This is a genomic window from Actinomyces sp. AC-20-1, from assembly GCF_023369555.1.
Classification (GTDB): Bacteria; Actinomycetota; Actinomycetes; order Actinomycetales; family Actinomycetaceae; genus Actinomyces.
Map to the genome: position 1 here is coordinate 1 of NZ_JACJVC010000028.1, position 16,144 is coordinate 16,144.

A 16,144-nucleotide genomic window follows, 5' to 3' on the forward strand; every position below is an offset into this window, starting at 1 on the left:
ACCCGGGCCGCCGCCGACGAGGGCGCCCCCGCCTGATGCGCCCCAGCCCCCTGCTCGACCTGCCCGGCGCCCAGCCGGGGCCCGACGGCGACCTCGACGCCCGCGTGCCCGCCCACCACGGCAGCCCCCTGCGCGAGCAGGCGCTCCTGGCCGAGGGCGCCGCCGTGACCGCGCTGGCCCGCGACGTCGTCACCGTCACCGGCCCCGACCGCCTCACCTGGATCACCACCCTGGGCTCCCAGGACCTCAGGGCCCTGACGCCCGGCGACGGCGGGGCCGAGACCCTGCTGCTCGACGCCCAGGGCCGCATCACCCACGCGCTGGCCGCCCTCGACGACGGCCAGGTCCTCTGGCTCGTCACCGAGGCCGGCCGCGGCCCCGCGCTCGCCGGCTTCCTGGACTCGATGCGCTTCATGCTGCGCGTCGAGGTCGCCCCGCGCGAGGACGTCCACGCCCTGGGTGCCATGGGCGAGGGGCTGGACCGCCTGGCCGGGGCGGCCCGCGACCAGGGGGCCCTGCTGGGCCGCTGGCGGGACCCGTGGCCGGGCGTCGTCGACGGTGGCACCGCCTACGACGTCGGCCTGGGCTCGCCTCAGCGCCCCTTCCGCCACCCCGGCGAGGGGTACACGGCGGGCCTCGTGCTCGTCGGTGAGGAGCAGGCGGGCGCCGTGGTCGGCGCCAGTGGGCTGCGCCCGGCCGGCTCACTGGCCTGGGAGGCGCTGCGCGTGGAGGCCGGACGCCCCCGGTGGGGGCGCGAGGCGGACGAGCGCGCGATCCCCCACGAGCTCGACTGGCTGCGCACTGCCGTGCACCTGACGAAGGGCTGCTACCCGGGCCAGGAGACCATCGCCCGCACCCTCAACCTCGGGCGCCCGCCACGGCGACTGACCATCCTCCAGCTCGACGGCCTCAGCGGGCGCGCCCCCCTGCCGGGAGCGGCCGTGCGGATGGGCGAGCGGCAGGTCGGGACCGTCACGAGCGTCGTGCGCCACCACGAGGCCGGTCCCATGGCCCTGGCGCTGCTGCGCCGCGCCACCCCCCTGACCCAGCCTCTCACCGTCGACGTCACCGAGGACGTGGAGGGGGCCGACGGCGAGGCCCAGGTGGTCGCGTGCCTGGACGCCCTGCAGGAGCCGCTGGTGAGCCCCGAGGGCAAGGCGGGGGCCAGCCCCGCCGAGCGCCCGGGGGCCGGGCTGCGCACGTCGCTCCTTCACCAGGGACCCGCGGGACGATAAGGTCAGTGGCGTGTCTCCTCTCGCAGTCGTCGCCGTCATCGTCGCCCGGTCCGTGCGCTGGATCTGGTTCGGCGTCCAGGTCGCGGCGGGCCTCATGGGGCTGTGGGCGCTGGTGGACTGCCTCACGCGCGACCCGCAGCACTTCCTGGCGGCGGGCAAGCGCACGAAGGGCTTCTGGATCGGCGTGAACGCGGCGGGCCTCGCCGTCGTCATCATCATGGGCGCCGCTTCGATGCTGGGCCTGCTGGGCGTGGTGGCCAACGCCGTCTACCTGGCGGACGTGCGACCGGCCCTGGACCTCTACAAGCCGGTGAGGGTGCGCTCCCAGCTGCGCCGCCCCGGTGAGGACCCCCGCCCCGGGGGCACGGGCCCGGGCTGGCGCCGCTGATGCGGGCCGTCCTGCAGCGGGTCGCCCGCGCCGCGGTGAGCGTGGACGAGGGTGACGGGCCCGTCGTCGTCGGCGAGGTCACCCGGCCGGGGCTGCTGGCCCTCGTGGGCGCCACGCACGACGACGGCCCCGAGCAGGTGGCGACCATCGCCCGCAAGATCGCCGAGCTGCGTCTCTTCGACGGCCCGGCCTCCGACGGCGAGCGCGGCGGCGAGGTCTCGGCGAGCGACCTGGGTGCGCCCGTGCTGGTCGTCTCCCAGTTCACGCTGTACGCGGACGTGCGCAGGGGCAGGCGCCCGTCGTGGAACCAGGCGGCCCCGGGGCCGGTGGCCGAGCCGCTGGTGGAGGCGGTCGCCCAGGCGCTGCGGTCACGCGGCCTGGAGGTGGCGACCGGACGCTTCGGCGCCCACATGCGCATCGACATGGTGGCGGACGGGCCGGTGACGGTCCTCGTGGAGGCCTGAGCCCCCGGACCCGCTCACGGGCAGACCGCCGTCGGACCCCGCCTTGAGCCGACTCTGCTCAACCTTGCTCACGCCCACTGCGAACAGCGGCATGGGTGCCCCCGCCCCGCAGTTAGCCTTACCAGCACGTGCCCGCGCCCTGTCACCCCACGGGGTCTCGAGCCCGCCCCGAGACCCGGCGGGTGACCGCCGGCGCACCGACCGACCGCACGTGCCGAGGAGAAGAACCGCGATGTTCGAACGCTTTACCGACCGCGCCCGCCGCGTCGTCGTCCTGGCCCAGGACGAGGCGCGCGCGCTCAACCACAACTACATCGGCACGGAGCACCTCCTTCTCGGCCTCATCCACGAGGGCGAGGGGGTCGCCGCCAAGGCCCTGGAGTCGATGGACATCTCCCTGGACGCCGTGCGCAGCCAGGTCGTCGAGATCATCGGTGAGGGCCAGGCCGCCCCCACCGGCCACATCCCCTTCACCCCGCGCGCCAAGAAGGTCCTCGAGCTCAGCCTGCGCGAGGCCCTCCAGCTCGGCCACAACTACATCGGCACCGAGCACATCCTCCTCGGCCTGCTGCGCGAGGGCGAGGGCGTCGCCGCCCAGGTGCTCACCAAGCTCGGCGCCGACCTGTCCGCCGTGCGCCAGACCGTCATGCAGATGCTCTCCGGCTACGAGGCCAAGGAGACCGTCACCGCCGGCGGCTCCAACAGCGACAACAAGCAGACCGGCTCGGCCATCCTCGACCAGTTTGGGCGCAACCTCACCGCCGCCGCCCGCGAGGGCAAGCTCGACCCGGTCATCGGGCGCCACAAGGAGATGGAGCGCGTCATGCAGATCCTCTCCCGCCGCACCAAGAACAACCCCGTCCTCATCGGGGAGCCCGGCGTCGGCAAGACCGCCGTCGTCGAGGGCCTGAGCCAGGCCATCGTCCACCGCGACGTGCCCGAGACCCTGCGCGACAAGCAGCTCTACTCCCTCGACATGGGCTCGCTCGTGGCCGGCTCGCGCTACCGCGGCGACTTCGAGGAGCGCCTGAAGAAGGTCCTCAAGGAGGTGCGCACCCGCGGCGACATCATCCTGTTCATCGACGAGATCCACACCCTCGTGGGCGCCGGCGCCGCCGAGGGCGCGGTGGACGCCGCCAGCATCCTCAAGCCCATGCTCGCGCGCGGCGAGCTGCAGACCATCGGCGCCACCACCCTGGAGGAGTACCGCAAGATCGAGAAGGACGCTGCCCTGGAGCGCCGCTTCCAGCCGGTGACCGTGGACCAGCCCTCCGTCGAGGAGACCATCGGCATCCTCAACGGCCTGCGTGACCGCTACGAGGCCTTCCACCGCGTCGTCATCACCGACGACGCCATCGAGGCCGCCGCCAAGCTCGCCGACCGCTACGTCAACGACCGCTTCCTGCCGGACAAGGCCATCGACCTCATCGACGAGGCGGGCGCGCGCCTGCGCATCCGCCGCATGACGGCCCCGCCCGAGCTGCGCGAGATCGACGACCGCATCGCCGAGGTCAAGCGCGAGAAGGAGGCCGCCATCGACGACCAGGACTTCGAGCGCGCCGCCGCCCTGCGCGACGACGAGCACCGCCTGGTCGAGCAGCGCCGCTCCAAGGAGGAGGCGTGGCGCTCGGGTGACGCCGAGTCCGTCGCCGAGGTCAACGAGGAGCTCGTGGCCGAGGTGCTGGCGATGTCCACCGGCATCCCGGTGGTCAAGCTGACGGCCGCGGAGTCCGCCAAGCTCATGAACATGGAGGCCGAGCTCCACAAGCGGGTCATCGGCCAGGACAAGGCGATCGAGGCGCTGTCGAAGTCGATCCGCCGCACCCGCGCGGGCCTGAAGGACCCCAAGCGCCCCGGTGGCTCCTTCATCTTCGCCGGCCCCACCGGCGTCGGCAAGACCGAGTTGGCCAAGGCCCTGGCCGAGTTCCTGTTCGACGACGAGAGCGCGCTCATCCAGCTCGACATGTCCGAGTTCGCCGAGAAGCACACGGTCTCGCGCCTGTTCGGGGCGCCTCCGGGCTACGTGGGCTACGACGAGGGCGGCCAGCTGACGGAGAAGGTGCGCCGCCGGCCCTTCAGCGTGGTGCTCTTCGACGAGGTCGAGAAGGCCCACCCGGACATCTTCAACTCGCTGCTGCAGATCCTGGAGGACGGGCACCTGTCCGACGCCCAGGGCCGCGTCGTGGACTTCAAGAACACCGTCATCATCATGACGACGAACCTGGGCTCGAAGGACATCGGCAAGGCCGTGGCGACGGGCTTCCAGTCCACCGTGGGCGGCACGATGGACTACGAGGAGATGAAGGCGCACGTCAACCGTGAGCTCAAGTCCCAGTTCCGTCCCGAGTTCCTCAACCGCGTGGACGACCTCATCGTCTTCCCGCAGCTGTCCAAGCAGGAGGTGCGCGAGATCGTCGACCTCATGATCGCCCGCCTGGACAAGCGCCTGGTGGAGCAGGAGATGACCATCGAGCTCACCGACGCCGCCAAGGAGCTGCTGGCGGAGCGCGGTTTCGACCCGGTGCTGGGCGCGCGCCCGCTGCGCCGCGCGATCCAGCGCGACATCGAGGACGCCCTGAGCGAGAAGATCCTCTTCGGGGAGATCGAGCGCGGCCAGCGCATCGTCGTGGACGCCCAGGGCGAGGGCCTGCTGGGGGAGTTCACCTTCCGCGGCGAGCCCTGGGACCCGAAGGTCGGCTCCGACCCCCTGTCCGCGGGCAGCACGGGCGAGGAGGCCGAGCAGGCCGTGGTGGAGTCCTTCGTCCAGGCGGCGCCCGCCGGGGACTGAGTCGCTGCTGTCACGCATCCCTAGTCAGAGAATCTGGCCGCTGAGAGGATCCTTGGGATTCCGCGGTTTTCCGCGGGCTCTCACGGACTGTGGCGGGCTCTGACCAGGGATGCGTGACAGACGGGCGCCGCCCACCGCTGCCGCGGGGCTAGACCAACAGGTCCGGTGGCATTTGACCATAACGCGCCGGCGTCGTGATCCCCTTGTCCAGCAGTGGGTTGCCCTCAAGAAGTGGGTCCACATGTCTGGTGAGCCACGTGTCGGCGATGTCGTTCTTTGTCGCGATGTCGTCGAGGGCCACAAGAATCTTGTAGACCGAGTGGTCGTGGAACTGACGGTGGTGGCGCTTCGCCTGTCTGGTGATGTTTGGCAACAGACCGGGGACGTCGAGGACGGAGTGGTTCCACAGCTTGGCGCAGTGCGCGACACGGTTGCGCAGGTAGACGAACGACCTCACCTGGCTCGGCAGGGTCTTGGGGGAGACCTGGAGGGAACCGGCTACATCTGCCAGGACGCCGGACTGGCCCGAGGCCTCGATGAGTCGCGACAGGCTTCCGAAGGAGAACGCCTCCACTGCTACCCAGATCGGCATCCTGGCGTAGGCGTCTGCCGCGTAGCGGCCTCCCACCTTGATCTCTTGCCGATAACGGGTAACGAAGGCCTCCTTGCTGCGGTCGAGATCTGACAGCGCGTGCTCCTCGACCCGCATCGCCTGCGGACTGCCTGGTTGGGTGAGTCCCTCGCCTCTGGCGAAGCTGCCCTCGACGCCGGTCCTCTTGGCGTAGTGGTGGGCGAAACGTGTGCGGAGAAGGATCTCGATGGGGTGCAGTACCTCGTCCAGCACTATGACGAGAGCCTGCTCGTCGTCATAGAGGCGTTGAATCGTGGCGAGAAGCCTGGGATGAAACGGTCGTCTCCGTGCGCGGGGTCGACCTGCCAGTACCTGAAGTAGCCGGAGAGTCGGTAGTAGCTGACCCGGGAGAGAAAAGCAGCGGCAGAGGCTTCGTCGTCGACTTGCAACCCACGTCTGGCAAGCAGGCGAACCTGTTCCGTGTGATCCAGCCAGGGCTTGGTCACCAGTATGCCCCTCGATAACGAAAGGCCCCGGCCATTTGTGCGTTGCTCCAAAGAACTAGAGGCCCGGCCGGGGATCTATCGAGGCTGGCACTACGGGAGTAACCATGGCAGGTCAACATCGCGACGTGCGGGTTGTCGGCGCGAGCATGTGGCTCATGTCGCGACGCCCACCGCTGCCGCGGGGCGAGCCATGTGGTTTGCAACGTTGCGGACACTCGCCCGATGCCTCAGCATGGGGCCATGGGTAACCCCGCAGCGAGGCCCAGGCAGCGCCGCCCCTCCATCAAGACCGTCGCTGCCCTGGCAGGCGTGTCGTGGTCAACCGTCTCCAACGTCATCAACAACCACCCGAGCGTGCGCCCTGAGACGCGCGCCCGGGTGGAGGAGGCCATCGACGCCCTCGGGTACCGGCCCAACAACGCGGGGCGCAGCCTGCGCAAGGGCACGACGGGCACGGTCCTCCTCACGGTCTCCGACCTCACCCGGCCCGTCCAGGCCGAGACCGTGCAGGCCCTTGTCACGGAGTGCCGCAACCGCGGCCTGAGCGCCGTCATCGAGACGCTGACCGGGACCAGCGAGGCGGAGTGGCACCTGCTCGCGCAGCGTCATGCCGCGAACTCCGACGGGATCATCCATGTGCGTCCCGTGCGCGTGCCGCCTCGCTCGCTGAGCACCGGCGTGCCGGCGGTCGTCGTCGACCCGGTTGAGGAGCCCTCGACCGGTCTCGTGGTCGCGTGCGACGCAGGAGCGCAGATGAAGCGGCTCGTCGCCGCGCTGCTGGAGGAAGGGCCTCGGCGCCTGAGCCTCGTGGCCGAGGGGGGCCGGACGGCCTCCGCCGACGTCGGACGGTTCGTCGAGGCTCTCGACGAGGCGGGCCAGCCCGCGGGCGCGGGCTCCGTCCTTCTCGCCCACGAGGACTCCTGGGCCGCCGGCGAGGCCCTGGCCCGGGGCGACAGCGCGCCGCGCGCCGGGCAGTCGGTCGTGTGCGCGTCCGAGGAGCTCGCCCTGGGGTTGCTCGCCGGTCTCAGGGAGACCGGGACGCAGGATGTCCGGGTCGCGGCCCTGTCGGTGTCCCGCTGCACGCTCGAGCGCGAGCCCGGGCTCACCGCCACATGGGTCGACGCCGGTGCGGTCGCCTGCGCGGCCCTCGACCTCGTGCTGGTGGACCCGACGGAGCACCGCCGTCGGCCTCCCTTCGACGTGCGCCGCGGAGCTCAGGCCGTCTGATCAGGTTCTCGACAATGGCCCTTGACGCATCCCGCGGGCTCTCCTATCTTCATTTTGCAACGTTCCAAAACGTCGTGAACCCCTCCCTTCAGGGGCACTTGTTCTCAAAGGAGAGACCTCGTGATGAATCGCAGGCAGTTCAACGCCCTTCTCGCCACAAGTGTCGCGACCGTCGGCCTCGCCGCCTGCGGTCGTGGCAGCAGCTCGGACTCGAACACGATCGAGATGTGGATGCCGCCGAACTCGGCGACCGACGTCTCCGACAAGGAGGGCTGGGACGCGATCCTCGAGCCCTTCGAGAAGGAGCACGGTGTCACCGTCAACGTCACCATCGTCCCCTGGGAGTCCTACGAGGAGAAGTACCTCACCGGCATCTCCTCCGGCCAGGGGCCCGACGTCGGCTACATGTACCTCGAGATGATCGGCGACTACATCGCCCGAGACCAGCTGGTCCCCTTCGACGACCACCTCACCGAGGAGGAGAGGGCCAACTTCATCTACCTCGACCAGGGCAGGTTCAACGGCAAGCAGTACGCCATGCCACTGGTGGTCGGCGCGGCCCGCGTCCTCTTCTACAACCAGGACATCCTCGACCGCGCCGGCGTCACCGAGCTCCCCACCGACTGGGACTCCTTCCGCTCGGCCTGCGAGAAGGTCAAGGCCGCGGGCGACATCCCCTACGTCTCCCCCTGGGGTGCCCCCAACCGAGGCATGATGAACGGGGCCTTCTTCCCCTTCCTCTGGCAGAACGGCGGAGCGCTCTTCACCGAGGACGGCAGCGCCACCGCCTTCAGCTCCCCCGAGGCGGTCGAGGCCATGGAGTTCATCCACGGGCTCCTCGAGGACGGACTCATGCCGGACTCCACCACCGGCATGACCTTCGAGCAGGCGAACGACCTCTTCCGCCAGGGCAAGGTCGCCTTCTGCATCTCGGACACCGGACAGAGGGGCGCCCTCGCCGCCGACGGCGTCCCCATCGGATTCATCGCCTCGCTCACGAGGAAGCAGGCCAAGACCTTCGTCGCCGCCGACGCCATGGTCATCCTCAAGGGCGCCGCCGACGTCGACCTGTGCGCCAAGCTCGTGAAGTTCATCGAGGCCGGACCGCAGATGAGCCAGTTCCACGAGTGGGCCCTGTTCCCGCCCATCGGCCGTGACGAGGAGTACTCGGGCTCTCCCGAGTTCGAGGACCTGTACACGAACCAGACGGAGATCTTCCAGTCCCTGCCCGCCGTGCGCAACTCGACCGCCGTCTACAACGAGCTCTACAAGAACCTCCAGCTCGTCATGCTCGGCCAGAAGTCCGCCGCGGACGCCCTGGCCGACGCGGCCACCGCCGGCGACGCCGCCCTCGCCGCAGGCTGACCGGCCACCGAGGCGGTCCCGGCCCGCAGCCGGGCAGGGACCGCCTCGCCCGCTCCTGACAAGGACAAGCAATGACTGCCGTCACACCGCACCCCGTCACGCGCACGCGACGCCCCTCCTACTCGGGCCTGCTCTACGTGCTCCCGAGCCTGGTGATCCTCCTGCTCGTCATGATCGTGCCGATCGTGATGTCCGCGTACTTCTCCCTGTCCCGGTACTCCGTCCTCGACTCGCCGCAGCTGACCGGCATGGAGAACTACGAGCGACTCGTCTCCGACGCGACCTTCCGGCGCTCGATCGTCGTCACCGCCGTCTACACGCTCATCGCGGTCCCGCTCCAGACGATCCTGTCCCTGGCGATCGCCAGCGCGGTCGCGCGCACCTTCAAGGGCCGGTTCGGCAGGATCATCCGCTCGACGCTCTTCATCCCCGTGATGTCCTCCATGGTGCTCGTCGGTGCGGTCTGGCGCGTCTTCCTCGGCGGCGACGACGGCCTCGTCAACCAGCTGCTGGCCCTGGTGGGAGTGTCGCCGGTCTCGTGGCTGGGACGCCCCTGGCTCGCCCTACTCATGGTCGCCCTCGTCACCGTGTGGAAGAACGTCGGCTACTTCCTCGTCATCTACTACGCCGGGATCATGGAGATCCCGGGCGACCTGTACGAGGCGGCCGCCCTTGACGGCGCGAGCGCCTCGCAGCAGTTCCGCCACATCACCGTCCCGAGCCTGCGGCCGGTGACCCTGCTGGTCGTCATCCTGGGCACGATCTGGTCCTTCCAGGTCTTCGACCTGGTCTACTCACTGACCGGAGGAGGACCCGGGGGCGCGACGTCGACCCTCGTCATGGCCATCTACCAGGCGGGCTTCAAGAACTACCAGTTCGGCTACGCCTCCGCGATGGCCATGGTGCTGTTCCTCATCATCCTCGTCGTCTCCATCATCCAGCGCCGCGTCCTGGGAAAGGAGGACTGACCGTGACCACCCTCGCCAGGACCTGGAAAGGCGTCCAGGCCCTCGTCCTCACCGCCTTCGTCGTCACCGCCATCCTGCCCTTCGTCCTCATGGTCATCACGGCCCTGCAGCCGACGGACCGGTTGTCGTGGACCATCGACCTCTCGCAGGTCAGCCTCCACAACTTCGTCATCCTCTTCGAGACCTACGGCTTCGGGCGCGCCGTGCTCAACTCCGCGGTCGTCGTCACGCTGTCCTGCCTCATCAACGTCGTCGTGTGCTCGATGGCCGCCTTCGCCTTCGCCAAGAAGCCCTTCCCCGGGTCGGGCCTGCTCTTCTGGGTCTACCTCGCCACCATGATGGTGCCCGGCCAGATCACCCTCATCCCGCTGTTCATCATCATGAGGGACCTCGGCCTGCTCAACACCTACATCTCCCTGTCCCTGCCGGTCATCAACGCCTTCGGCGTCTTCCTCATCTACCAGTTCATGGGTGGCATCCCCGACGAGCTCATCGAGGCGGCCCGCATCGACGGCGCGAGCGACCTCAGGATCTTCCTGTCCATCGTCGTGCCCCTCATCCGCCCCGTGCTGGTCGCGCTGACCGTCTTCACCTTCCTGACGGTCTGGAACGACTTCCTGTGGCCCCTCGTGTCGATCTCCGACCAGGAGATGAACACCGTGACCGTCGCGGTGTCCAACCTCCAGGGCGCCTTCGCCAAGCGCTACGGCCTGGTCATGGCCGGCGCCACGATCTCCTTCATCGTCCCGCTGACGGTCTACCTCGTGCTGCAGCGTCAGTTCGTTGAGGGCGTCGCCGCCACCGGGCTCAAGGGCTGAGCCCCACCACCCCTTCGACGAGAGGAACCCTCATGCCCGCTCCCTCCTGGGACTTCCTTCTGTGCGACAGCCTCGAGAAGGTCTTCACCGACACGCGTCCCCGTCCTCTGGACCCCGCTGTCGGCTTGTCGGTCTTCCTCGGGGAGGGCGCCGGCTTCCAGGTCGCCTTCGATGTGCCGTGTGACAGTGACAGCGAGCTCGTCATCAGTGTCGACGACGCCTCCGCGCCCTTCACGAGCCTGTGCGCTGTCGAGTGCGTACCGTGCCAGGCCGTCGACCAGAAGACGGACGAGCACTACCTGCGCACGGCGTCGGGGCGCTACCCCGACCTCCTGCGACCGCTCGCCGACGGGCGCGTGCCCACCGCCGAGCCCGGCTGGCACGCCGTGTGGGTCGAGGTCGAGGTCGGCTCGATCTGCGACGCCGGCCCCCGTCCTGTCACCGTGACGGCGCGGCTCGACGGCGATGTCGTCCTTGAGCAGACCGTGCTCGTCAACGTCCTTCCGCGCACGCTGCCGCCCCTGGGCGTGGAGCACACCGAGTGGTTCCACTGCGACGCGCTGGCGGACCGTTACGAGGTGCCCGTCTTCAGCGAGGCCCACTGGAGGCTCATCGACGCCTTCATCGCCTGCGCGGCCCGGATGGACGTGACGATGATCCTGACCCCGACGTGGACACCCCCGCTGGACACCGCCGTCGGCTCCTACCGCACGCCCGTCCAGCTCATCGACGTCCGTGTGGACGACGGCGTCTACTCCTTCGAGTTCTCACGGCTGCGACGGTGGATGGATGTCTGCCGCCGCCACGGTGTCCGCAGCCTCGAGATCCCCCACCTCTTCACCCAGTGGGGCGCCAGGGCGACCCCCGCCGTCTACGCGACGGTCGACGGGCAGGCCCGTCGGGTCTTCGGTTGGGACGTCGCCGCCGACGACCCCCGCTACCGCGAGTTCCTCGAGGCGCTCATGCCCCAGCTCCTCGCCGTCCTCAGCGACGAGTGGGGGCTGGATCGCGTGTGCTTCCACGTCTCCGACGAGCCCCACGGCGAGGAGCAGCGCAACTCCTACCGTCTCGCCCGTGACGTCGTCGCCCCGTTGCTCAGGGGGCTGAGGATGGTTGACGCCCTGTCCGACCTCGAGCTGCACACGCAGGGCCTGGTCCAGGTGCCGGTGGCGGCCAACGACGCCATCGCCGCGTTCCTCGAGGCCGGGGTCGAGCCCCTGTGGACGTACTACTGCATGGCGCAGCAGCTCGAGGTGGCGAACCGCTTCGTCGCGCTGCCCTCCGTGCGCAACCGGGTCCTGGCGCCGCAGATGTACAAGAGCGGCGTCCGCGGGTTCCTGCACTGGGGCTTCAACTTCTACTACTCGGAGCTCTCCGCGCGCCTGGTCGACCCGTTCCGGGACACGACCGCAGGAGGCGCCTTCCCCTCGGGCGACGCCTTCATCGTCTACCCGGGCGACGACGGCAGGCCCCTGGAGTCGATCCGCTACCGCGTCATGAGGTCGGCGATGGCGGACCTCAGGGCGATGGAGCTGCTCGAGTCCCTCAGGGGGCGCCGTGCGGTCCTCGACGTCATCGACCTTGACGGGACCTTGGCCTTCGACCGGTTCTCCTACGACGCGACCGCGTACCTCGCCATGCGCGAGCGCCTCAACGCGGCCATCATGCGAGCCTGAAGGGGACGGGCTCCGTGCGGTTTCCCCCTGCTCCCAGCCTCACCTCCTCGGTTTGCGCTCGAACGTGCGGCAAAACCCCAGGGAGTTCGCGCGCAGACCGAGGAGGTGGGCGGGGCACCGGCGTCGGATGAGCAGGTCGCGCGGTGTGCTGCTGCGGAAGCGCCGTCGGAGTGCGCGCTCAAGGACAACCTGCGTGTGGGAGGACAACCTGCGTGTGGGAGGACAACCTGCGTGTGGGAGGACAACCTGCGCGCCCCAAGGACAACCCAGATGCTGCCATTTGGTTGTCCAACGAGCGGCAGGTTGTCCATTGGGCGGTGCGTTGTCCAACGAGCAACAAGTTGTCCAACGAGCGGCACGTGGTTCCGCTTCGGTCTCCCATAAGCAGTCTGCATTGACCGGGTGCCAACCGCCCCGAGTTTCCACCATGGGACCTCAGTCACATAGGGTGCCTACCTGGACAGGGCCCGTGCCCTGCGCCACAGCACAGACGACGCAAGAACAACGGGAAGGGGCAACGATGCCCACGTACGTGTACCGCTTCAGCGAGGGTGACAAGGACCAGAAGGACCTCCTGGGTGGCAAGGGTGCCAACCTCGCCGAGATGACCCGCCTCGGCCTGCCCGTGCCCCCCGGCTTCACCATCACCACGGACGCCTGCCGCGCCTACCTCAAGGACGGCCAGGCCCCCGACGAGCTCGCCGTCGAGGTCACCACCGCCCTGCGCCAGGTCGAGGAGGAGCTGGGCCGCGAGCTCGGGGCCGCCCACGACCCCCTGCTCGTCTCCGTCCGCTCCGGCGCCAAGTTCTCCATGCCCGGCATGATGGAGACCGTCCTCAACATCGGCCTCAACGACACCTCCGTCGCTGGCCTGGCCGAGGCCTCCGGCGACCCCCGCTTCGCCTGGGACTCCTACCGCCGCCTCATCCAGATGTTCGGCAAGACCGTCCTCGACGTCGACGGCGACCACTTCTCCCGCGCCCTCGACGCCAAGAAGGCCGAGCGCGGCGTCAGCCTCGACTACGAGCTCGACGTCGACGCCCTCACCGAGCTGGTCGAGCAGTACAAGGCTATCGTCCTCGAGCACGCCGGCATCGACTTCCCCCAGGACCCGCGCACCCAGCTCGACATGGCCATCGAGGCCGTCTTCCGCTCCTGGAACACCGAGCGCGCCCACATCTACCGCCGCCGCGAGAAGATCCCCCACGACCTGGGCACCGCCGTCAACGTCTGCACCATGGTCTTCGGCAACATGGGGGAGACCTCCGGCACCGGCGTCTGCTTCACCCGCGACCCCTCCACCGGCCGCAGCGGCGTCTACGGCGACTACCTCGTCAACGCCCAGGGCGAGGACGTTGTCGCCGGCATCCGCAACACACTGTCCCTGGCGGACCTCGAGCGCCTGGACAAGAACAGCTACGACGACCTGCGCTCGGCCATGCGCAAGCTCGAGACCCACTACCGCGACCTGTGCGACATCGAGTTCACCATCGAGCGCGGCAAGCTCTGGCTCCTGCAGACGCGCGTCGGCAAGCGCACGGCCGCCGCCGCCTTCCGCGTCGCCACCCAGCTTGTGGACGAGCGCCTCATCACCATGGACGAGGCCCTGACCCGGGTCACCGGCGACCAGCTCACCCAGCTGATGTTCCCCCAGTTCGACGCCGGCCACTCCGTCGGCTCCCGCGACCTGCTCACCCGGGCCATGCCCGCCTCGCCCGGCGCCGCCGTCGGCTACATCGCCTTCAACAACGCCGAGGCCGTCGCCCGTGCCGAGGCCGGCGAGTCCGTCGTCCTCGTGCGCCGCGAGACCAACCCCGACGACCTGCCCGGCATGGTCGCCGCCGTCGGCGTCCTCACCGCTCGTGGCGGCAAGACCTCCCACGCCGCCGTCGTCGCCCGCGGTATGGGCAAGACCTGCGTCGTCGGCGCCGACGAGCTCGACGTCGACGCCGAGGCCGGCACCCTGCGCGTGCACGGCCGCGAGGACCTGGTCCTCACCTCCTCCGACGTCATCGCCATCGACGGCCAGAGCGGCGAGGTCTTCCTCGGCGACGTCCCCGTCACCGACTCCCCGGTCATGACCTACCTGCGTCGCGGCCTGACCGAGGCCCTGGACACCGCCGGGGACGTCGACACCCGCGAGCTCGTCACCAGCGTGGACCGTCTCATGCGCCACGCCGACAAGGTCCGTCGCCTCGAGGTCCGGGCCAACGCCGACACCCCCGACGACGCCCGTCACGCCATCCACCGCGGGGCCGAGGGCGTGGGCCTGTGCCGCACTGAGCACATGTTCCTCGGTGAGCGCAAGCAGTTCGTCCAGAACCTCATCCTGGCCTCCTCCGACGCCGAGCGCGAGGCCGCCCTCGACGCCCTGCTGCCCCTGCAGAAGGGCGACTTCGTCCAGATGTTCGAGACGATGAACGGCAAGCCGATGACGGTGCGCCTCATCGACCCGCCGCTGCACGAGTTCCTGCCGGACCTCACCGAGCTGAGCGTCAAGGTCGCCGTCGACCGCGCCACCGGTGGCGCCGACCCCGAGGACGAGAGGCTGCTCGCGGTCGTGCGCCGCAACCACGAGGCCAACCCCATGCTCGGTCTGCGCGGCGTGCGCCTGCTGCTGAGCATGCCGGGCCTGATCGAGCTGCAGGTGCGGGCCATCGCCGAGGCCGCCGTCGAGCGCCTCAGGGCCGGTGGCGACCCGCACCCGGAGATCATGATCCCGCTGGTCGGCTCCGTGCGTGAGCTGCAGATCGCCCGCGAGCGTGCCGAGGCCGTCCTGCGCGAGGTGGGCGAGCAGTCCGGCTACGCGCTCGACTTCCCCATCGGCTGCATGATCGAGCTGCCGCGCGCCGCCGTCTCGGCGGACACCATCGCGGAGGAGGCCGACTTCTTCTCCTTCGGCACCAATGACCTCACCCAGACGACGTGGGGCTTCTCGCGCGACGACGTCGAGGGCACCTTCTTCAAGACCTACCTCGACGAGGGCGTCTTCGGCGTCTCCCCCTTCGAGACGATCGACGAGCGCGGTGTGGGCCGGATGGTGGAGATCGGCGCCGAGCGCGGCCGCGCCACCAAGCCCTCCCTCAAGCTCGGCGTCTGCGGCGAGCACGGGGGCGACCCGGAGTCCATCGACTTCTTCCACCGGGTGGGCCTGACCTACGTCTCCTGCTCCCCGTTCCGCGTGCCCGTCGCGCGGCTCGAGGCGGGGCGCGCGGCCGTCGCCTTCCCGGAGGCCGACGGCGTCGCCTGAGCCCGGCCGACGGCGTCGGGCCCGGTGCCGTCGGGCAGGTCCGACGGCGACCGCCTGGCCGGTTGCACCACCCGCCCCCGGGACCCGCGTCCCCGGGGGCGGGTGTGTCCTGCGCCACCAAGGCTCCTGTCAGGTGCGCATGAGAGTATGCCGCCCTGGGGTCCGCCGACCGGCGGGGACCGCGCGCGGAAGGACGAGGTGGGTATGGCGCTCTTCGAGCTCAAGGACGGTCGGCTGGGCACCGTGGGACCGGGACGCCCCGCAGGAGCCGAGACCCGCGTCCAGGTGCTCGCGGCCGTGCGCGCCCAGCTGGGGCAGGTCCTGCACCGCCCGCTCATGCCGGTGGCCTGGATGAGTGTCGAGGGCGGGCAGTCGCTCACCGCCCTGGACGCCGCCGGGCAGGTGGTCACCGTCGAGGTCCTCACCGCCCTGGACGCCGCCGGGCTCGTCGCCGCGCTCAGCCGCCAGGCCGGCACCGCCGCCATGAGCCGCCGCTCCCTCGCCGCCGTCTACCCCGGGGGCGCGACGGCCTTCGGCGAGGACTGGGACGAGTTCCGTCAGGCCATGCCGACGCACGTCGAGCCCGGTCCCCGGCTCGTCGTCCTCACCGCGGACCTGGCGACGGACGCGCGCGTGCTCGCCACCTTCCTGGGGAGCTCCGTGGAGGTGCACGTCGTGGACGCGCGGGTGGTCGAGGGCGCCGGGGAGCGCTCCGTCCTGGTCTCCGTGGACCTGGTGGAGGCGGACCCGCTGGCCGCCTCGGCGGCGGCTCCCTCCTCGCGCGCCCGCAGCCACGGCGTGGCACGGGCCCCGCGCGACGGGACGCGCGACGCGGCGGCTCCGGCTGCCCCGGCTCAGGGCGCCGCTCCGGCCGGGGCTGTGCCGGCC

At 70.2% G+C, this 16,144-nt stretch carries 11 protein-coding genes and 1 pseudogene; 11 read left to right on the forward strand and 1 reads right to left on the reverse strand.

All coding sequences use genetic code 11. The annotated features are described in order from the left end of the window. The 4 genes from ygfZ to H6X67_RS11300 form a co-directional block, all read left to right on the forward strand. Window positions 1-1,235: CAF17-like 4Fe-4S cluster assembly/insertion protein YgfZ (gene ygfZ, locus H6X67_RS11285; protein ID WP_249435543.1), on the forward strand; the 1,235-nt coding region annotated here is incomplete at its 5' end. Window positions 1,236-1,245: 10 nt separating this feature from the next. Then, a complete protein-coding gene (locus tag H6X67_RS11290; protein ID WP_249368703.1) occupies window positions 1,246-1,623 on the forward strand; it encodes a DUF2516 family protein in 378 nt (125 codons plus the stop codon). Then, complete coding sequence (gene dtd, locus H6X67_RS11295; RefSeq protein ID WP_249368702.1) at window positions 1,623-2,087, forward strand: D-aminoacyl-tRNA deacylase; 465 nt, start codon at window positions 1,623-1,625, stop codon at window positions 2,085-2,087. Before H6X67_RS11290 ends, dtd begins: the two co-directional genes overlap by 1 nt. 232 nt (window positions 2,088-2,319) lie before the next feature. Then, complete coding sequence (locus H6X67_RS11300) at window positions 2,320-4,875, forward strand: ATP-dependent Clp protease ATP-binding subunit (RefSeq protein ID WP_249368701.1); 2,556 nt, start codon at window positions 2,320-2,322, stop codon at window positions 4,873-4,875. Window positions 4,876-5,023: 148 nt separating this feature from the next. Here the strand turns inward: H6X67_RS11300 and H6X67_RS11305 are convergent, their stop codons facing one another. Further along, window positions 5,024-5,719 carry an Abi family protein gene (locus H6X67_RS11305; protein ID WP_249368700.1) on the reverse strand — a complete coding sequence of 232 codons (696 nt, stop codon included), beginning with the start codon at window positions 5,717-5,719 and terminating at the stop codon, window positions 5,024-5,026. A 473-nt stretch (window positions 5,720-6,192) separates the two neighbouring features. On the opposite strand from H6X67_RS11305, the gene H6X67_RS11310 reads away from it, so the two are divergent. From H6X67_RS11310 to H6X67_RS11340, 7 genes and pseudogenes are all read left to right on the forward strand, one after another. Continuing rightward, window positions 6,193-7,179, forward strand: coding sequence for a LacI family DNA-binding transcriptional regulator (locus H6X67_RS11310; RefSeq protein WP_249368699.1), 987 nt, complete (start codon window positions 6,193-6,195; stop codon window positions 7,177-7,179). Window positions 7,180-7,302: 123 nt separating this feature from the next. Further along, on the forward strand, window positions 7,303-8,544 hold the full coding sequence (locus tag H6X67_RS11315) for an ABC transporter substrate-binding protein (RefSeq protein ID WP_249368698.1): 1,242 nt from the start codon (window positions 7,303-7,305) through the stop codon (window positions 8,542-8,544). A gap of 71 nt (window positions 8,545-8,615) precedes the next feature. Continuing rightward, window positions 8,616-9,512, forward strand: a complete 897-nt coding sequence (locus H6X67_RS11320) for a carbohydrate ABC transporter permease (protein WP_249368697.1) — start codon at window positions 8,616-8,618, stop codon at window positions 9,510-9,512. 2 nt (window positions 9,513-9,514) lie between these two features. Continuing rightward, window positions 9,515-10,330, forward strand: coding sequence for a carbohydrate ABC transporter permease (locus tag H6X67_RS11325; RefSeq protein ID WP_249368696.1), 816 nt, complete (start codon window positions 9,515-9,517; stop codon window positions 10,328-10,330). 32 nt (window positions 10,331-10,362) lie between these two features. Beyond that, on the forward strand, window positions 10,363-12,006 hold the full coding sequence (locus H6X67_RS11330; protein WP_249368695.1) for a DUF4091 domain-containing protein: 1,644 nt from the start codon (window positions 10,363-10,365) through the stop codon (window positions 12,004-12,006). Window positions 12,007-12,526: 520 nt separating this feature from the next. Beyond that, window positions 12,527-15,256, forward strand: coding sequence for a pyruvate, phosphate dikinase (gene ppdK / locus H6X67_RS11335; protein ID WP_249368694.1), 2,730 nt, complete (start codon window positions 12,527-12,529; stop codon window positions 15,254-15,256). A gap of 204 nt (window positions 15,257-15,460) precedes the next feature. After that, a pseudogene (locus H6X67_RS11340) lies at window positions 15,461-16,144 on the forward strand (hypothetical protein); the annotation flags it as partial.